General features: G+C 61.2%; 14 protein-coding genes. 6 read left to right on the forward strand and 8 right to left on the reverse strand.

All coding sequences use genetic code 11. The features are described from left to right. Nucleotides 1-201: 201 nt before the first annotated feature. The 7 genes from ACLHZ1_RS13325 to ACLHZ1_RS13355 all read right to left on the reverse strand — a co-directional run bounded on the left by ACLHZ1_RS13325 (nt 202) and on the right by ACLHZ1_RS13355 (nt 8082). Entirely contained in the window at nt 202-1146 is a 945-nt protein-coding gene (locus tag ACLHZ1_RS13325) for a TerC family protein (RefSeq protein WP_408796795.1), read from the reverse strand. Nucleotides 1147-1436: 290 nt separating this feature from the next. Then, nucleotides 1437-2432 (reverse strand): murein tripeptide/oligopeptide ABC transporter ATP binding protein OppF, encoded by a 996-nt coding sequence (gene oppF, locus ACLHZ1_RS13330; RefSeq protein WP_427262483.1) that lies wholly within the window; start codon nt 2430-2432, stop codon nt 1437-1439. Continuing rightward, nucleotides 2433-3413 carry an ABC transporter ATP-binding protein gene (locus tag ACLHZ1_RS13335; protein WP_408796797.1) on the reverse strand — a complete coding sequence of 327 codons (981 nt, stop codon included), beginning with the start codon at nt 3411-3413 and terminating at the stop codon, nt 2433-2435. It abuts the gene before it with no gap. 189 nt (nt 3414-3602) lie between these two features. Continuing rightward, nucleotides 3603-4514 (reverse strand): oligopeptide ABC transporter permease OppC, encoded by a 912-nt coding sequence (gene oppC / locus ACLHZ1_RS13340; RefSeq protein ID WP_427262484.1) that lies wholly within the window; start codon nt 4512-4514, stop codon nt 3603-3605. 14 nt (nt 4515-4528) lie between these two features. Continuing rightward, nucleotides 4529-5449 (reverse strand): oligopeptide ABC transporter permease OppB, encoded by a 921-nt coding sequence (gene oppB / locus ACLHZ1_RS13345; protein ID WP_041994937.1) that lies wholly within the window; start codon nt 5447-5449, stop codon nt 4529-4531. A gap of 96 nt (nt 5450-5545) precedes the next feature. Continuing rightward, the gene (locus ACLHZ1_RS13350) at nt 5546-7165 is read right to left on the reverse strand and encodes an ABC transporter substrate-binding protein (protein WP_427262485.1); all 1620 of its coding nucleotides are present in this window, start codon (nt 7163-7165) and stop codon (nt 5546-5548) included. A 281-nt stretch (nt 7166-7446) separates the two neighbouring features. Then, nucleotides 7447-8082: a YchE family NAAT transporter gene (locus tag ACLHZ1_RS13355; RefSeq protein ID WP_408796800.1), complete on the reverse strand. Its 636-nt coding sequence runs from the start codon at nt 8080-8082 to the stop codon at nt 7447-7449. A 266-nt stretch (nt 8083-8348) separates the two neighbouring features. Between ACLHZ1_RS13355 and ACLHZ1_RS13360 the strand changes: the two genes are divergently transcribed. The 6 genes from ACLHZ1_RS13360 (at nt 8349) to ACLHZ1_RS13385 (ending at nt 17845) form a co-directional block, all read left to right on the forward strand. Next, complete coding sequence (locus ACLHZ1_RS13360; protein ID WP_427262486.1) at nt 8349-8978, forward strand: 2OG-Fe dioxygenase family protein; 630 nt, start codon at nt 8349-8351, stop codon at nt 8976-8978. 296 nt (nt 8979-9274) lie between these two features. Then, the gene (adhE, locus tag ACLHZ1_RS13365) at nt 9275-11941 is read left to right on the forward strand and encodes a bifunctional acetaldehyde-CoA/alcohol dehydrogenase (RefSeq protein WP_427262487.1); all 2667 of its coding nucleotides are present in this window, start codon (nt 9275-9277) and stop codon (nt 11939-11941) included. A 110-nt stretch (nt 11942-12051) separates the two neighbouring features. Then, a complete protein-coding gene (locus ACLHZ1_RS13370; protein WP_427262488.1) occupies nt 12052-13284 on the forward strand; it encodes an HD-GYP domain-containing protein in 1233 nt (410 codons plus the stop codon). A 354-nt stretch (nt 13285-13638) separates the two neighbouring features. Further along, nucleotides 13639-15309 (forward strand): LytS/YhcK type 5TM receptor domain-containing protein, encoded by a 1671-nt coding sequence (locus ACLHZ1_RS13375; protein WP_427262489.1) that lies wholly within the window; start codon nt 13639-13641, stop codon nt 15307-15309. A 259-nt stretch (nt 15310-15568) separates the two neighbouring features. Beyond that, on the forward strand, nt 15569-16273 hold the full coding sequence (btsR, locus tag ACLHZ1_RS13380; protein ID WP_427262490.1) for a two-component system response regulator BtsR: 705 nt from the start codon (nt 15569-15571) through the stop codon (nt 16271-16273). A 150-nt stretch (nt 16274-16423) separates the two neighbouring features. Beyond that, on the forward strand, nt 16424-17845 hold the full coding sequence (locus tag ACLHZ1_RS13385) for a carbon starvation CstA family protein (protein ID WP_427262491.1): 1422 nt from the start codon (nt 16424-16426) through the stop codon (nt 17843-17845). Between the two features lie 85 nt (nt 17846-17930). Here the strand turns inward: ACLHZ1_RS13385 and ACLHZ1_RS13390 are convergent, their stop codons facing one another. Further along, nucleotides 17931-19577, reverse strand: a complete 1647-nt coding sequence (locus tag ACLHZ1_RS13390; RefSeq protein WP_427262492.1) for a mechanosensitive ion channel family protein — start codon at nt 19575-19577, stop codon at nt 17931-17933. Nucleotides 19578-19674 lie beyond the last annotated feature (97 nt).

Here is a 19674-nt window from a genome sequence, read left to right on the forward strand (position 1 = left end):
CATGGAGCCGACCAGGATCAGCGCCACCACGCCGAGGGCGATACACCGCACGGGATCTTGCGCCAATCCAGCCGAACGACCTTACGCCAGCTTCTTGCGGGTCACCCAGAGACTCAGCCCCATGGAGCCGACCAGGATCAGCGCCACCACGCCGAGGGCGATACACCGCACGGGATCTTGCGCCAATCCAGCCGAACGACCTTACGCCAGCTTCTTGCGGGTCACCCAGAGACTCAGCCCCATGGAGGCCACCAGAATGAGGGCCACCACGCCCAATGCGATGCCGGTCGGTATCTTGAAGATGTCGAGCAGCAGCATCTTGACCCCGATGAACATCAGGATGCAGGCCAGGCCGTATTTGAGCAGGGCGAAACGCTCGGCGACGCCGGCCAGCAGGAAGTACATGGCGCGCAACCCCATGATGGCGAAGATGTTGGAGGTCAGCACGATGAAGGGATCCGTGGTCACCGCGAAGATGGCCGGGATGCTGTCCACCGCGAAGATGAGATCGCTCACCTCCACCAGCACCAGGATGAGCAGCAGCGGCGTGGCGTAACGCACCCCGTCACGCCAGACGAAGAACTTCTCCCCCTCCAGGCGCTCGGTCACCTTGAAGCGGCGCCGCATCCAGCCCAGCAGGGCGTTGTTTTCCAGATCCGGCTCCTGGTCGGCGGCCCACAGCATCTTGGCCCCGGTCAGCAGCAGGAAGGCGCCAAACAGATAGAGGATCCAGTGGAACTGCTCGATGAGCCAGCTGCCCGCGAACACCATGCCGGCCCGCATGACGATGGCCCCCAGCACCCCGTACAGCAGCACCCGGCGCTGCAGCTCGGCCGGGATGGCGAAGTAGCCAAACAGCATCAACCAGACGAAGACGTTGTCCACCGCCAGCGCCTTCTCGATGAGGTAACCCGAGAGAAACTCCAGCCCCTTCTGGTTCGCCATCTCCCGCCCCAGGTGCAGGTCGGCCCAGTACCAGATGGCCAGGTTGAACAGCAGGGCCACGCTGACCCAGACCAGGGACCAGGCGCCCGCCTCCTTGAGGGAGACCTTGTGGGATCGGCCGCCCCCCACGAACCGCAAATCGACCCAGAGCAGGGTCAACACCAGGGCGAAAAACCCCAACCACATCCACCATTCACCCATGTTCAGCTCTCCTTGAAACGACAAAACCCACGACCGGGAGGCGTGGGTTTGCGTTTGGAGCAGCGTCACCTTGCCTCTCGGCAAGGTCTCACTTACAGCCGATTGGCATCGACTGCCCGGGTGCCGGGTGGCTTGCTGCGCAAACACACCGTAATGACGACAGACCGGCGAGAAGTTACTCCCCTTGTGGGGCGGATGGTAACAGCCTCGCACGGCGGCGCCAAGGCGCATCTTCACTCAGGCGCAAAAAAGAGGGGCGCCCGACGGGCGCCCCTGGCAGAGCCCTGGCCTCAGAGGGGATCCACTTTCAGGCAGGAGACGGCGTGATCGAAGTTGCCCTCAAGCACGGGCCGGGTCTTGGCGCACTCCGGGCCCGCCACCGGGCAGCGGGTGCGAAACACGCAGCCGGACGGCGGATTCATGGGGGACGGCAGATCCCCCTCCAGGATCTGGATGACCTTGCTGCGCTCGAGATCCGGGTCCGGGATGGGCACCGCCGACATCAGGGCCCGGGTGTAGGGGTGCAGGGGATTGGCGTAGATCTCCTTGCCCTTGCCCAGCTCCACCGCGTTGCCCAGATACATCACCAATACCCGATCCGAGATGTGTTTCACCACGGACAGGTCGTGGGCGATGAAGATGAGGGACAGCCCCATCTCCTTCTGGATGGACTTGAGCAGGTTGACCACCTGGGCCTGGATGGAGACATCCAGCGCCGAGACCGGCTCGTCGCAGATGATCATCTTGGGTTCCAGGATCAGGGCCCGGGCGATGCCGATGCGCTGGCACTGACCACCGGAGAACTCGTGGGGGTAGCGGTTCACCAGGTTGGGCAAGAGGCCCACCTTGGTCATCATGGCCCGCACCCGGCTCTCCACCTCCGCCTTGGGGAGCTTGGGGTAGAAGGTGATGAGGGGCTCGGCGATGATGTCCCCTATGGTCATGCGCGGATTCAAGGAGGCCAGGGGATCCTGGAAGATCATCTGGATCTCCTTGCGCTTTTCACGCAGGGCGTTCTGCTCGAGCTTGGTCAGATCCTGGCCGAGCCACACCACCTTGCCGTCGGTGGCCGGCACCAGGCCGATCAGGGCCCGGGCGAAGGTGGACTTGCCGCAGCCGGACTCCCCCACCACGCCGAGGGTCTCCCCCTCGTAGAGGCGCAGGGTCACGCCGTCCACCGCCTTGAGGGTGGAGGGCTTGGCCCAGGGCCAGGCCTTGTCGCTCTTGATGCTGAAGTGGACCTTGAGGTCGGACACCTCCAGCAGCAGTTTCTTGTCAGTACCCATTTAGTTCACTCCCTTGACCATGGCATCGGACACCCAGTGGCACGCACGGGTGCGGCCGTCGTTGAAGGGCAGCAAGCGCGGCGACTCCTGGCCGCAGCGCTCGTGCGCGCGGTGGCAGCGCTCCTGGAAGGGGCAGCCTTTGGGCAGACGCAGCAGGTTGGGCGGGTTGCCCGGTATGGTGGGCAATATCTCCCCCTCGGTGTCGAGGCGGGGAATGGCCCGCAGCAAGCCTTCGGTATAGGGGTGGCTCGGGCGATAGAAGATGTCGTTGACCCGGCCGTACTCCATGGTGCGCCCGGCATACATTACCAGCACCTTGTCGCAGATGCCGGCCACCACGCCCAGATCGTGGGTGATCATGATGATGGAGGTGTTGAATTCGCGCTTGAGCTCGTTCATCAGGGTCATAATCTGGGCCTGCACCGTCACGTCCAGTGCCGTGGTCGGCTCATCGGCGATGAGCAGCTGGGGCCGGCACAGGAGTGCCATGGCGATCATCACCCGCTGGCGCATGCCGCCGGAGAACTCGTGGGGGTACATGTTCATGCGCTGGCGCGACTCTGGGATCTTGACCGCGTCCAGCATGCGCACCGACTCCTCGAACGCCGCCGCCTTGGTCACCCCCTTGTGCAGCATCAGCACTTCCATCAGCTGATCCTTCACCTTCATGTAAGGATTCAGCGAGGTCATGGGGTCCTGGAAGATCATGGCGATCTTCTCGGAGCGGATACGGTTGAGCTTGGCTTCGGGGAGATTGAGGATCTCCTCCCCCTGAAACTTGGCCGAGCCGGTGATGATGCCGTTCTTGGCCAGCAGCCCCATGATGGCGAATGCGGTCTGGGACTTGCCCGAACCGGACTCGCCGACGATGCCGAGGGTCTCGCCTGCCGCCAGAGAGAAGTTGAGGTCGTTCACGGCCACCACGTTGCCGTCCGGGGTCTTGAACTCCACCCGCAGATCTTTTACATCCAGTAAATTCATTGAAAAATTCCTTATCGATCGCTCGTGATGCTTGCCTGCCCAGTCCGCTGGCGCCGCGCGCTCAGCGGATGGGGCTTGTGGCGCCTTTGGGGTCTTATCGAACCCTTGAGGTCTTATCGATCCCTTGAGGTCTTATCGATCCCTTGGGGTCTTATCGATCCTTTGGCGCCTTACCGATCCTTTGCCGTCTTATCGATCCTTTGGATCGAGGGCATCACGCAGGCCGTCCCCGAGGAAGTTGAAGCAAAACAGGGTCACCACCATGAAACCGGCGGGGAACAGAAGTTGCCAGATGGCCACCTCCATCGACTTGGAGCCTTCATCCAGCAGGGCACCCCAGCTGGTCATGGGCTCTTGCACCCCGAGGCCGAGGAAGCTCAGGAAGGATTCGAACATGATCATGCCCGGCACCAGCAGGGTGGCGTAGACCGCCACTATGCCGAGCACGTTGGGCACTATGTGGCGGGTGATGATCTTCCACTTGGAGACGCCGCACACATGGGCCGCCTCGATGAACTCCTTGCTCTTGAGGCTCAGGGTCTGGCCGCGAACGATCCGCGCCATGTCGAGCCAGCTCACCGCGCCGATGGCGATGAAGATGAGCGCCAGGTTGCGGCCGAAGAAGGTGACCAGCATGATGACGAAGAACATGAAGGGGAAGGCGTTGAGGATCTCCAGCACGCGCATCATCAGGCTGTCGACCCGGCCGCCGATGAAGCCGGAGGTGGCGCCATACAGGGTGCCGATGATGACGGCCACCAGGGCCCCCATGATGCCGACCATGAGGGAGATGCGCCCCCCCAAGAGGGTGCGCACGAACAGATCGCGCCCCAGGCTGTCGGTGCCAAACCAGTGGCCCGTCTCCATGTCAGGGGCCGCCTGCATGGCGCCCCAGTCCGGATCGTCGAAGGTGTATTGGGACAGGTGGGGCCCGACGATCACCGCCAGCCCGATGAGGGTGAGAATGATGAGGCTCACCAGTGCGGCCCTGTTGCGCAGGAAACGGCGGCGGGCATCCTTCCACAGGGAACGCCCCTCCACCACTTCCACTTTTTGCGCGAACGCCTCCACGGCTTCGCGTTTCTCAGTTGTGACAACCATGATGTACTCCCGGCTTAGTAACGGATCTTGGGATCGATGAAGGCATAGAGAATATCGACCACGGCGTTAAAGGTGATGGTCAGCGCCCCGACCAGAATGGTCAGGCCGAGCACCATGGAGTAATCACGGTTGAGCGCACCGTTGACAAACAGCTGGCCAATCCCCGGCAAACCGAAGATGGTCTCGATCACCACTGAACCGGTGATGATGCCCACGAACGCCGGACCCAGGTAGGAGACCACCGGCAGCATGGCCGGACGCAGGGCGTGTTTCAGGATGATGTGGCGCAGGGGCAGGCCCTTGGCACGGGCGGTGCGGATGAAGTTGGAGTTCATGGTCTCTATCATGCTGCCGCGCATGATGCGGGAGATGGCGGAGATGTAGTACATCATCATGCCAAACACCGGCAGCACCATGAACTGCACCCCGCCCCCCTGCCAGCCACCGGCCGGGAACCAGCCGAGATAGATGCTGAAGAAGAGCACCAGTAGCGGCGCCAGCACGAAGCCGGGGATCACCACCCCGGCCATGGCCGACGACATCAGCAGATAGTCGATGAGGGTGTTCTGCTTGAGGGCCGCTATGGTGCCGAAGGTGACCCCCAGCAAGACCGCAAACAGGAAGGCGAAGGCCCCTATCTTGGCGGAGACCGGCAGCGCCTGACTCACCAGATCATTGACCGAGAAATCCTTGTATTTGAACGAAGGCCCCAAGTCACCTTGAACCAGGTTGCCCAGGTAGGTGAGGTATTGGGTGCCGATGGGTTTGTCCAGGCCGTACTTGGCCTCTATGTTCGCCAGCACTTCCGGCGGCAATGCCCGTTCGCTGGTAAAGGGGTTACCGGGGGCGAAGCGCATCATGAAGAAGGAGACGGTGATCAGGACCAGCAGGGTCGGGATCGCTTCCAACAGACGTTTGAGGATGAATTTCAACATAGACATTTCCTGTCCTGTACTGCTTCCAAAGGGTCGCGGTTTTAATTAAGGCCCGCGCCGTGGCGGGCCTGCTTGTTATGCGACTGGTCGGGTTACTCAGTGGGCAACGACGTACATGTCTTTGCTGTAGAGGTTGTCGAGCGGGTTGGCCGGGTAGCCACCCACATAGGGTTTCACCATGCGGGCCGTCACGTACTGATAGATGGGGGCGATGGGCATGTCCTTGACCAGGATCTCTTCGGCCTGGGCATAGAGCTTGTTGCGGGACGCGTCGTCGACCTGATCCCGAGACTCGTCCATCAGCTCGTCGAACGTCGGGTTGGAGTATTTGCCGTCGTTGTTGCCGTGGGTGGTCTGCATCAGATCCAGCATGGAAGAGGCTTCGTTGTAGTCCGCAATCCAGCCGCGACGGGCCACATCGAACTGACCCTGCTTGAGGGTTTCCAGGTAGGTCTTCCACTCCTGGTTCACCAGGCTCACCTGCACGCCCAGCTTCTTCCACATGGAGGCGACGGCCACGGCCACCTTCTTGTGGTTGTCGTCGGTGTTGTAGAGCAGCTCGAACTTGAGCGGGTTGCCCGGGCCATAACCGGCCTCGGCCAGCAGGGCCTTGGCCTTGGCATCGAGCTCGGCCTGACTCAGCTTGGACCACTCGGGCGCCACCGGCTTGAAGCCGTCCACGAAGTCCGGCACCAGGGCATAGCTCGGGGTCTGACCCTGCCCCATCACCTTGTCGGCGATCACGTTGCGATCGATGGCATAGGTGAGGGCGGTACGCACCCGGGCATCGTCATAGGGTTTGCGCTTGGTGTTGAAGGTGTAGTAGTAGGTGCCCACATAACCGGTCACCTTCAGCTCATCGGGCTTCTCTTTCTTCATCTGTTTGAAGCGTTCGATGGGCATCTGATAGGTCATGTCCACCTCACCGGCCAGATAGCGGTTCAGCTCGGCGTTGGTGGACTGGATCGGCAGATAGGTCACCTTGTTGATGACGGTCTTGGCGTCGTTCCAGTAGTGGGGGTTGCGCTCCACATCGACCCGCTCGTTGACCACCCAGTCCTTCAGCTGGTAGGCACCGTTGGAGACCATGTTGCCGGGCTGGGTCCACTTGTCACCGAACTGCTCAATCACCTTCTTGGGGACCGGATAGGTGGTGGTGTGGGAGAGCATGCTGACGAAGTAAGGGATCGCTTTTTCCAGCTGCACCTCGAAGGTGTGATCATCGACCGCCTTCACCCCCAGGGTATCGGCCGGCTGCTTGCCCGCGATGATCTCGCTGGCGTTGACTATGGTCGGGATCTCCATGTACCAGGAGTAGGGAGACCCCGTCTTGGGATCCACCGCCCGCTGGAAGGCGAAGACGAAGTCATGGGCGGTGACGGGATCCCCGTTGGACCACTTGGCATCCTTGCGCAGGTGGAAGACGAAGTGCTTGTTGTCCTTGGTCTCCCAGGATTCGGCGACGCCGGGCAGCACTTCACCCTTGGGGCCCGAGCTTATCAGGCCTTCGAACAGGTCACGTTGAATATTGGATTCGACCGTTCCTTCGGTCTTGTGCGGGTCCAAGGTGGCGGGCTCGGAGCCATTGCCTTTGACCAGGACCTGCTCGGGGGCGAGCTGGGTGCCGGCGGGAACATCAGCGGCGTGGGCCAGGGAGGCTCCACCGAATAGCGCGGCCAATAAAAGGGTATTAATCATTGTTTTTTTATGAGTCATTTCCATTACTCCAACAAGAACATTCCATGCGTTTGTTCATCATGCGGGCCGAGGCACGCAGTCAGCATAATTCCCTGTCATTTCTGATAATGCAATAGATAGCATCAGGGCAGACGTGCGAGTTTGGTTAAATAAACAACTTTCAGCGAATTATTCAGCATTTAAATAGGCTGTGACGGTGTTTTTATATACAAAAACTGCTCGATTCTAGGAAATGGTTTACGAAAAAGAAACAATAAAAAGCCGGTCACAGGGACCGGCTACGACAAAACTGACTCATCTCACATCAGGCTGGGAAAGACTCCCTTGATCCCCGCCACCATGATCTCGATGCCAAGGGACATCATGATGAGGCCCATGATCCGGGTCACCACGTTGATGCCGGTATTGCCCATCAGCTTGAACAGCAAGGGGGCGGCGCGGAAGATGAGCCAGGAGCAGAAAGAGAAGATGACCACCACCAGGGACATGCCGAGCAGCTGCTGCCAGTGGCTCTGGCTGGCATAGACGATGACCGAGGAGATGGCGCCGGGTCCCGCCATCAGCGGCAACGCCAGCGGCACCACGGCAATGGATTCACGGGCGGCCAGCTCCCCCTTCTCCTGCTTGTTGTGTTTCACCTCCCCCAGCTTGCCCTGCAGCATGGACCAGGCGATCAGGGTGATGAGCGAGCCCCCTGCGATGCGAAATGACGCCAGCGAGATGCCGAAGCCATCGAGGATCAGCTGCCCCATGTACATGGCCACCAGCAAGATCACCATGACGGCGATGTTGGCCGTGGTATTGGTCTTCATCCGCTCGGACGGGGTCTGGTGATTGGTCAGGCTGACGAAGACCGGCAGCAGACCGAGCGGGTTGATGATGGCGATCAGGCCAATGAAAAACTTCAGATATAACGAGAAATCGATGTCAGCCACGGATGTCATCCACACAGGAGCGGCCACAAGGCCGGGGGTAATAAATTGTGCGTAAATTTACCCCATCGCGAGTAGGGTCACCAATCAAATAATTTCAGGCTGAAGCGGGCTCTCCAGTTAGTTCCTCTAATGTGTTATCAAATTTCGACATAAACGTTTGTTAAAAAACATTGTAGTGAATTAACATTTTGATAAACTCTCTTCGAACTTTATCTCGCCGTGGATCCTGGCGGCAATATTTCATCTCACGAAAAGAGGAGTTTGCAATGATAGATACGGATGTCACGCTGGATTGGCAACTCGATACCCTGCCGGCGGAGCGGGTTGCCGCCCTGACGCGGTTTTTCGGACAACTCCCGATCGACCCCTATATCGACGGCGATTTTCGCCGCCGCCGCTATGGCCGCTTCGAGAAACAGGGCCAGGGCTTTCACCGCCTCGACAACGGTGTCTTCTTCCAGGCCGCCGCCATCAACAAGTTTCTCGGGGATGTGCCGCGCACCTATGCCGATCTGGTGCCCGGCTTCGCCGAGCACGACGCCTTCCAGGCCATGCTGGCCGCCTTCGTGCGCCACACCGCCCTGGCGGATGGCCGCGAGATAGGGGTGCATCAGATGCGGATCTGCGCCGTCTCCGGCAGCGAGACCCCACCCGCCCCCGAGGGGGTGCATCAAGACGGCTTCGACTTCATCGGCGTCTTCTTCTGTGGCAGCCAGGGGGTCAGCGGCGGAGAACTTCAGCTCTATCATGGATTAAGGCAACCACCTTTTTTCCAACAAGCATTAACAACCGGCGAGTATCTGGTGCTCGACGATCGCCGTTTCTACCACAATGCGGCCCCCATTCTACCCACCGAGCAGCAGGGCCACTGGGATGTTGTCGTTTTAACTGCTTGATTTTAATGGCGTGAATGACCTTCACGCCCCCTCCTCTCCCGGCACTCCCCCTTCCCACAAGCCCGTAACATGCTCAAAACATGTATTGTGAAATAAAATTTCTTTTGTTCTTTTGTTACACATGATCCAGATCAAGCTTCGTCGACGGGAGACGACCCATAATCGATACCGAAAGCAGTTCAGTAAGACGTGTAAATACCCCATAGGGGTCAAGTCAACCTTGACACGGCGTCTATAATTGCCGGGCATTGCCAAGGTCTTACTAAACAGTTTTTCAAAATCATCAGGAGATAAACATGGCAGTAACCAATATGGCTGAACTGGATGCACTGGTTGCCCGCGTCAAAGAAGCACAGCGTGAATTCGCCAGCTTCTCGCAAGAGCAGGTAGACAAGATCTTCCGCGCCGCCGCCCTGGCCGCCAGCAATGCCCGTATCCCCCTGGCCCAGATGGCCGTGGAAGAGTCCGGTATGGGCATCATCGAAGACAAGGTCATCAAGAACCACTTCGCCTCCGAATACATCTACAACAAATACAAAGAAGAGAAGACCTGCGGCATCCTCAGTGAAGATGACGAGATGGGCACCATCACCATCGCCGAGCCGGTCGGCATCATCTGCGGTATCGTACCGACCACCAACCCGACCTCCACTGCGATCTTCAAGTCCCTGATCTCCCTGAAGACCCGCAACGCCATCATCTTCTCCCCGCACCCCCGTGCCAAGAACTCCACCAATACCGCCGCCAAGCTGGTACTGGATGCAGCCGTCGCCGCCGGTGCGCCGAAAGACATCATCGGTTGGATTGATCAACCGACCGTTGAGCTCTCCAACGCCCTGATGAAACACAACGACATCAACCTGATCCTGGCCACCGGTGGCCCGGGCATGGTGAAAGCCGCTTACTCCTCCGGCAAGCCCGCCATCGGTGTGGGTGCGGGCAACGTCCCCGTCGTCATCGACGAGACTGCCGATGTGAAGCGCGCCGTCGCCTCCATCCTGATGTCCAAGACCTTCGACAACGGCGTAGTCTGTGCCTCCGAGCAAGCCGTCATCGTGGTTGACGCCATCTATGACCAGGTGAAAGAGCGTTTCGCCACTCACAACGGTTATGTGCTGACCAAGGAAGAAGCGGACAAGGTGCGCAAGGTCATCCTGATCAACGGCGCCATGAACGCCAACATCGTGGGCCAGCCTGCCACCAAGATCGCCGAAATGTCCGGCGTGACCGTGCCTGCCACCACCAAGATCCTCATCGGTGAAGGTCTGGAAGTGTGTGAAGAGGAAGAGTTCGCTCACGAGAAGCTCTCCCCGACTCTGGGTATGTTCCGTGCCAAGAACTTCGAAGAAGCCGTCGAGATGGCCTGCAAAATGGTCAACCTGGGTGGTATCGGCCACACCTCCGGTCTGTACACCGACCAGGATCGCAACGCCGACCGCATCAAGTACTTCGGCGACAAGATGAAGACCGCCCGAATCCTGATCAACACCCCGACCACCCAGGGTGGTATCGGTGACCTGTACAACTTCGCCATTGCCCCGTCCCTGACCCTGGGTTGCGGCTCCTGGGGTGGTAACTCCATCTCCGAAAACGTGGGTCCCAAGCACCTGATCAACAAGAAGACAGTCGCAAAACGGGCAGAAAATATGCTGTGGCACAAACTTCCGAAATCCATCTACTTCCGTCGTGGCTCCCTGCCGATCGCCCTGGGCGACCTGGAAGGTAAAAAGCGCGCACTGGTCGTGACCGACCGCTTCCTGTTCAACAACGGCTACGCCGACGAAGTGGTTCGTCTGCTCAAGGGCCTCTCGATGGAAGTGGAAGTCTTCTACGAAGTGGAAGCCGACCCGACTCTGTCCGTGGTACGCAAGGGCGCCGAGATGGCCCACTCCTTCAAGCCGGACGTTATCCTGGCACTGGGCGGTGGTTCACCCATGGATGCGGCCAAGATCATGTGGGTCATGTACGAGCACCCGGAGACCGCATTCGAAGATCTGGCCATGCGCTTCATGGACATCCGCAAGCGTATCTACAAGTTCCCGAAAATGGGCGTGAAGGCCGAGCTGGTCTGCATCACCACCACGTCCGGTACCGGTTCTGAAGTAACCCCGTTTGCGGTCGTGACCGACGACGCCACCGGCATGAAGTACCCGCTGGCCGACTACGAGCTGACCCCGAACATGGCCATCGTCGATGCCAACCTGGTGATGGGCATGCCCAAATCCCTGTGCGCCTTCGGTGGTATCGATGCAGTGACTCACGCCATGGAAGCCTATGTCTCCGTGCTGGCCAACGAGTACTCCGACGGTCAGGCGCTGCAAGCCCTGAAACTGCTCAAAGAGTACCTGCCCTCCAGCTACCAGAACGGTGCCAACGACCCGGTTGCCCGCGAGAAGGTGCACAACGCCGCCACCATCGCCGGTATCGCGTTCGCCAACGCCTTCTTGGGTGTGTGTCACTCCATGGCCCACAAACTGGGTGCCGAGTTCCACATCCCGCACGGCCTGGCCAACGCCCTGCTGATCAGCAACGTCATCCGCTACAACGCGAACGACAACCCGACCAAGCAGACCGCGTTCTCCCAGTACGACCGTCCGCAGGCTCGCCGTCGTTATGCCGAAGTGGCCGACCATCTGGGTCTGACCGCCGCCGGTGACCGCACCGCCGCCAAGATCGAGAAGCTGCTGACCTGGCTGGATGAGCTGAAGGCCACCCTGGGCATCCCGGCCTCTATCCGTGATGCCGGCGTGACCGAAGCCGACTTCCTGGCCAAGGTTGACCAGCTGGCCATCGAAGCCTTCGATGACCAGTGCACCGGCGCCAACCCGCGCTACCCGCTGATCAGCGAGCTCAAAGCCATCCTGATGGACACCTACTACGGCCGTCCCTTCAGCGAGGAGGCCCAGGTGGTCGCCAAGGTTGAGGCCAAGGTCGAAGGCGGCAAGAAGAAAGCCAAGGCCTGATAAGCCGCCGCAGTGACTCAAAAGCCCGCGCTCATGCGCGGGCTTTTTGTTTGTCTATCTCTCTAATTTTGCTAGCTTGTGAGTAGGGTTTTGGCGAGGGAGTGCGTCATATGGCGCTGATAGAAGCATCCATAGAGCAGCTGCGGGTGGGTCACTATGTGCACCTGCCCGTGGGCTGGCAGCAGCACCCTTTTCTGTTCAACGCCTTCAAGATCAAGGATCAGCAGCAGCTCGACATCATTCGTCACCTGGATCTGGCCCTGCTCACCGTGGACACCGACAAGAGCGACCTGCCCCTGGCCCCCCTGCTGCACGGGGAGCCAGCCGTGGTCACGGCGCCGGATGTCCCTCCCCCCGCTCCCCTCACGACTGACACCCGCTTTGACGAGAAACGCTGGCGCCGCTCCCTGCGGGCGGCCGAGAAGGCCTATGGCCAATCGATATCGGATCTGCGCGAGGCGCTCGGCGCCCTCAACCTGAAACCGGACGAGGGGCTGGCCAACACGGCCCAGCTGGTGCGCACCCTGGCCGCCCGCCTGGCACAGCATGAGGGGCCCCTGGGCCTGCACCTCATTCGCACGCCCCACAGCGACATCCTGCTGCAACACAGCCTCAACGTCGCCTTCATCGCCATGCTGATGGCCCGCGAGCTGGGGATGCCCCCCCTGGTGGTCGAAGAGGTCGGCCTGGCCGGCCTCATCCACGACATCGGCGAGCTGAGGGTCCCCTCCCAGATCAGCCAGAAACGGGGCGAGCTGACCCGGGCCGAGCAGAACTACCTCAACATGCACCCCCAGTACGGACTGGAGATGCTCAATCAGCTGCAGGCCTTCGAGCCCAGGATCCGTCAGGCGGCCCACCTGCACCACGAACGGCTCGACGGCAGCGGCTTTCCGCTCGGGATCAAGGGAGGAGAGATACCGCCGCTGGCGCGACTCATCGGTCTGGTGGACTACTTCGACGAACTGCTGCACCCCAGAGGCGCCAGCCAGCCGGTCACCCCCAATCAGGCCATCAGCCTGCTCTACAAGCTCTCCCAGAAGAAGTTCGAACAATCCATGGTCAAGCTGCTCATCAAGCTGCTCGGCGTCTATCCCCCCGGCACCCTGGTACAGCTCTCGGACGGCGCCCTGGCCCTGGTGATCAGCACGGAGCCGACCCGCCCCCTCAGCCCCAAGATCCTCCCTTTCATCAAGGGCCAGCGAACCGAGGGGGTTAGCCTCATCGATCTGCGCGAAGATGGGCGCACCATCACTGCCGCCCTCAAGCCGGAGGAGCTTGATGAGGCCCAGCGCCACTTCTTCAATCTGGGGCGACGTTGCTGTTATTACTTTGCATTCTGAGTTATCCCCAGAAGCTGGGGATAACTCATTGGACAAACCTGAATAATTGCTCGAGCCCCTCCAGAATCGTCCGCCATTGGAGCTGGATAAAAAACGCCCAGCCTCGCGGCCAGGCGGAGCATGCCACCTCCGTGTGGCGCATCCTCGGGATGCATTCATGCTCACCACTTGAATACCAATTGTTTCTCATTTACACAAATATCAATTTAACTCACTGATTTTATATGTTTTTATTTCCACTCTCTGGCAAAATACTCAACAGGGTGCCGACTGAGCGGCCGCAGAACAAGATCCTGATCACGGTTTTCTAGCGATGGTTACCATTTGGCTCTCTCGCCATGAGGAACACTTTTTATGCAATTGATCCTCTCCCTGTTGCAGCAGATGAGCGTCTTTCTGGTCATCGCCTATCTCTTCTCCAAGACGCCCCTGTTTCGGCCACTGACCCACTTCTCGGTGCGCCTGCCCCACAAGGTACTCATCTATGTGCTCTTCTCTGGTTTCTGCATCCTCGGCACCTATGTGGGACTGGACATAGACGATGCCATCGCCAATACCCGGGCGGTGGGCGCCGTGCTCGGGGGTCTGCTGGGGGGCCCATTGGTCGGCCTGCTGGTCGGGCTGACCGGCGGCCTGCACCGCTACAGTCTGGGGGGCTTTACCGATCTGGCCTGCGCCATCTCCACCACCTGCGAGGGGCTGCTGGGGGGCCTTGTCCACTGGCGCCTGATGCGGGCCGGGCGGATGGATGCCCTGTTCGAGCCCAGAACCGCCTTCTTCGTCACCCTGGTGGCCGAGGTGATGCAGATGATCATCATACTGCTGGTGGCAGCCCCCTTCGACAAGGCGCTGCTGCTGGTGCGCACCATCGCCACCCCCATGATCCTGGCCAACTCCTGTGGCGCCGCGCTCTTCATCAGCATGATCCGCGATCAACAACAGATGTATGAGAAGTTCTCCCGGGTCTTCTCGGCCAAGGCCCTCACCATCGCCAACCGCACCGTCGGCATCATGAGCCGGGGCTTCACCAGCGATGCCAGCGAGAAAATCGCCCACATCATCAAGGAGGAGACCGGGGTCGGCGCCGTGGCCATTACGGATACCGACAAGATCCTGGCCTTCATCGGCACCGGGGAGGATCACCACAAGCCCGGCACCCCCATCACCTCCCGTCTCACCCAGCAGGCCATCAGCGAGAACCGGGTGCTGTTTGCCGATGGCAACAGCCAGCCCTATCGCTGCAGCATCTCCTCCCACTGCGAGCTGGGCTCCGTGCTGGTGATCCCCCTGCAGGGGGACATGGGGGTGATAGGCACCATCAAGCTCTACGAGCCCAAGACCCGGCTGTTTCTCAAGATCAATCACACCCTGGGGGAGGGGATCGCCAACCTGCTCTCCCAGCAGCTGCTCAGCGGCCGGATAGAGCAGCAGCAGCGGCTGCTGATGCAATCCGAGCTCAAGCTGGTACAGGCCCAGATCAACCCCCATTTCCTGTTCAACACCCTCAATACCATCAGCGCCATCACCCGCAGCAACCCGGACAAGGCCCGGGAGCTGCTGTTGCACCTGTCGCGCTTTTTTCGCAACAACCTCAAGCGCCAGAGCGGACTCGCCACCCTGCAGGAGGAGCAGGAGCACTGCCAATCCTACCTGGAGATAGAGCTGGCCCGCTTTGGCGACCGCCTGACCGTCATCAACGAGATCCCGCCCCATCTGGCCCAGCTGCGCCTGCCAAGCTTCACCCTGCAGCCCCTCATCGAGAATGCCATCAAGCACGGCATCTCCACCCTGCTCGGCCAGGGACGGCTGCGGCTGCTCGCCCAGGAGCACCAGGGGTGCGTGACCATCAGCGTCGAGGACAACGCCGGCTGCTGGCAGCCGGGGGCGAACGGCGACGGGCTCGGCCTCTCCATCGTCGACAAGCGGCTAAAGAGCGCCTTTGGCCCCCAATACGGCATCAAGATTCGCTGCGAGCCCGACCACTGGACCCGGGTCTCCTTCACCCTGCCCAAGGAGAGCACATGACCCCTTGCCCCCCGCAAAGAGACTGGCAAGGCCCCCGCGCCGAGGAGACAGGCCGGGCCGACGCCAGAGCCCCTTTCCCCCCGCAAAGAGACTGGCGAGGCCCCCGCGCCGAGGAGACAGGCCGAGCCGACGCCAGAACCCCTTTTCCATCACAAGGTGACAGACGAGGCCCCCGCGCCGAGGAGACAGGCCGATCCGACGCCAGAACCCCTTTTCCACAACAAGGCGACAGACGAGGCCCCCACGCCGAGGAGACAGCATGATCCGCACCCTGATCGTCGACGATGAACCCTATGCCCGGGACGAACTGGCCCTGCTGCTCGGCCAGGATCCCGCCATCGAGATCCTGGGCCAGGCGGCCAATGCCCTGGAGGCCCTCACCCTCATCAATGCCCTGAAACCGGACGTGGTGTTCCTCGATATCCAGATGCCCAAACTCAGCGGCATGGAGCTGGTGGCCATGCTCGATCCCCTGCCCCGCATCGTGTTTGTCACCGCCTTCGACGAGTACGCCATCCAGGCCTTCGAGGAGAACGCCTTCGACTACCTGCTCAAGCCGGTGGAGCCTGCCCGCCTCGCCAAGACGCTGGCACGCCTCAAGCAGGACATGCACCCCCAGCCCGTGGCCGCCCTGGCGCCGGCCATTCGCCACATTCCCGGCTATCTGCACAACCGGGTGCGGCTGCTGCCCATCGACCAGGTGGAGTACGCCTTCTCGGATCTGGGCGGGGTGCACGTGGCCTGCCAGGGGGAGCTGCTCCATACCCAGCTCACCCTCAAGGCCCTGGAGGAGAAGAGCCCGCTGCTGCGCTGCCATCGCCAGTACTTGATCCACCCCGCCGCCATCTTCGAGATAGCCCTGCTCGACAACCAGTTGGCCGAGATAGTCACCCCCAGCGGGGCCCGCGTGCCGGTCAGCCGCCGTTACCTCAAGGAGCTCAAGGAGCAGTTCGGCCTCAATTGAGCGTTATATCAACGCGGCACCGTGAGCGGGATCACAGATGCCCGCCGCTCGCGCCGCTACATGGCCGCTCAGGCTTTTTCACATGCGCTTTACACACCCGTCCCCTAGACTCCCCTTGCACACCACAATAACAAGCATTGGAGCGTAACAATGGTCTGGTTCTTCCTCTGTGTCGGCCTGCTGGTCGCCGGCTATTTCATATACGGTAAGTTCATCGAACGGATATTTGGCCCGAAACCCGAGCTCAAGACCCCCGCCATCACCATGGCAGACGGGGTGGACTATGTGCCCATGTCCGACAAGAAGGTCTACCTGGTACAACTGCTCAACATCGCCGGAGTCGGCCCCATCTTCGGCCCCATCCTGGGGGCCCTCTACGGCCCGGTCGCCATGCTCTGGATAGTGTTCGGCTGCATCTTCGCCGGTGCCGTCCATGACTACTTCTCCGGCATGCTGTCGGTACGCGCCAAGGGCGCCTCGGTGCCGACCGTGGTCGGCGAGCACCTGGGCACGGTCGCCAAGCACTTCATGAACCTGTTCGCCGTCATCTTGCTGATGCTGGTGGGCGTGGTGTTCGTGCTGAGCCCGGCGGGGCTTCTGGCCAGCCTCACCTCCACCGATCTGGTCTACTGGATTGGCGCCATCTTTGCCTACTACATACTCGCGACCATAGTGCCCATCGACAAGATCATCGGTCGCTTCTACCCCATCTTCGGCGCCCTGCTGGTGTTCATGTCCGTGGGTCTGGTCATCGGCCTCATGGTCTCGGGCAAGGGGTTCTACAACACAGGGATGGACTTCTCCAACCTGCACCCGACCGATCTGCCGCTCTGGCCGCTGCTGTTCATCACCATCGCCTGTGGCGCCGTGTCCGGCTTCCACGCCACCCAGTCGCCGTTGATGGCCCGCTGCATGCAAAACGAGAAATCCGGCCGCTTCATCTTCTACGGCGCCATGATTGGTGAAGGGGTCATCGCCCTGATCTGGTGCACTCTGGGTCTCTCCTTCTACGAGAGTACGGATGCCCTGAACGCCACCCTGGCCAGCGGCGGCCCCTCCGCCGTGGTCCACGAGGTCTCCACCGGCCTGCTCGGCACCGTCGGCGGCATCCTGGCCATCCTCGGCGTGGTGATCCTGCCCATCACCTCCGGCGACACGGCGTTTCGCAGTGCCCGCCTGATCGTGGCGGACTTCCTCAACATGACCCAGAAGCCCATCGTCAAGCGTCTGCTGATCGCCATCCCCATGTTCGTGGTGGGCTACCTCATCTCCAAGGCGGAATTCGGGGTGATCTGGCGCTACTTTGGCTGGGCCAACCAGACCACGGCGGTGATCATGCTGTGGGCCGGCGCCGCCTACCTGGCCAAGGAAGCCAAGCTGCACTGGGTCTGCACCATACCGGCCATGTTCATGACCGCCGTGGTCATCACCTACCTGGCCAACGCCCCCATCGGCTTTGGCATGGAGATGGGTATCTCCACCATCATTGGTCTGGCCTCCACCGCCGTCATCACGGTCGCCTTCCTGCTGAAGTACCGCCCGGCCCTGGTGAGCAATCCCAACGAGAGCTGACCCGCACCCAACAGACAGGCAACGACAAAAGGCCCGGCATCACTGCCGGGCCTTTCTCGTTGCGCCCCCGACGCGGTTGGCTGGCTCAGTTGCCGGCCCCCCCCTCCTCTTTGGGCGCTTCGGCCGGCGCCTGGTACCACTGCTCCCTGGCCACCAGCACCGCCTGCTCGGGCTGGGCAATGAAGTTGGGGGACATGATCTGCACGCCAAACTCGTTGAACACGTCCTGGATGTGGCCGTGAAGCTCGGTCTTGACCACGGCGGGCAGCAAGCCCGGCTTCATCCGCACCTGCAACTCGTACTCCACATACCAGTCCTGCAAATTGAGCTGGCGCACCAGGGGGGCCTGCTCCTGGTTGAGCTGCTCGCAGCGCCGGGCCGCCAGCTCCAGCATGGCATGGACCTGGCGCCAGGGGGTGTCATAGCCGATGGTCACCTTGGTGAGCAGGGCCACCCCCTTCTCCCCCGCCAACCGGGTGAGGTTGGTCACCTTGCCCCCCACCACCACGGCGTTGGGCAGGGTCACCTCGTGATCCTGGCGGGTCACCAGCTTGGTGGAGAGGGCGCTGAGCTCGGTCACCATCCCCTCCACCTCGCCAATCTGCACCAGATCGCCGGGGCGCAGGGCGCGGGAGTAGATGAGCACCAGGCCGCTCATGGCATGGTTCATGATGCCGGCGGAGCCCAGGGTCACCATGAGGCCGAAGAAGACGCTCACCCCCTTGAAGGCATCGGAGTTGGCCCCCGGCAGATAGGGGTAGGCCACCGTCAGGGCAAACAGCCAGATCACCACTGAGAGCAGGCGCCGGGTCGCCCCCACCGTCTCGGCGTGCAACCCCTGCACCCGGAACTGGCCACGCTCGATGCGATCGAAGACGATGGCCAGCATGCGGATGAACAGGCGAGTGATGACGAAGATGAGCAGCACAGTCACCAGCCCGGGCATGGCGGCCATGATCCCCCCCAGCATGTCGGCGCACAGGGCAAAGAGGGAGGACCCCAGTCGCTCGCTCCAGGCCCGGGTCTGGGGGAAGAGCGCCAGCACATAGGTGAGCCAGCCATAGGCGAGCATGAACAGCAGCAGCAGGGTGATGATCCCAAGCAGGCGGACCTCCACATTGCCCGCCACCTGGCGCCATTGATGGGGGATCAGCCCCTTTTGCAGCAGGAGGCGATGGGCCAACCACTTCCTGAACCGCCTGTGCCCCCATTGCAGTGACCAGACCAGGCCGAAGAAGATCAGACTGGCCAGCAGCGCCATGCCGCCGGCCTTGAGCAGATAGGGGGTGGAGTGCAACTCCAGGTACTTGAGCCGCACCTTGTCGAGTCGCGCCCGGACGCGCTCGCTCGCCTGATCCAGGGTCAGCTCATCCAGGGCCTCGAGATCCCCCTCCACCAGCACCAGGATCCGCTTGCCATTGACCAGAAACTCCCGCGTATCCTGACCAAAGCGCATGGCGCTCACCAGGGTGATGGGGTGTTCAAGGTCGGACGCCTGCAACCGTTTGAGCCGCTCCTTGACCAGGCGCACCCGGGCCGCCCCGTCCAGGCGCCCGAACTTGGCCTGCAGCAGAACGATGGGTTCATGGAGCAACACCAGGGTCTGCGCCTGCTCCTGTTCGGTGGGCGCCAGCCTGGGTTCGGCGCCAAAGGCCAGCGTGACCAGGGACAGATTGACCAGTACCAGCAACAGCCCGACCCATAACGCCTGCACTGCAAATTTATTTTTCATCTCGCCACACCCGCCTCCCTGCCCATGGTCCACCTGGCTTTACTCGGTCCATGCCCTGGTGCCAAGTCACATTCCGTGTGAAGAAAACCGCCGTTCC

Origin of the sequence: Aeromonas sobria (assembly GCF_050266975.1) — a bacterium.
Classification (GTDB): Bacteria; Pseudomonadota; Gammaproteobacteria; order Enterobacterales; family Aeromonadaceae; genus Aeromonas; species Aeromonas sobria_B.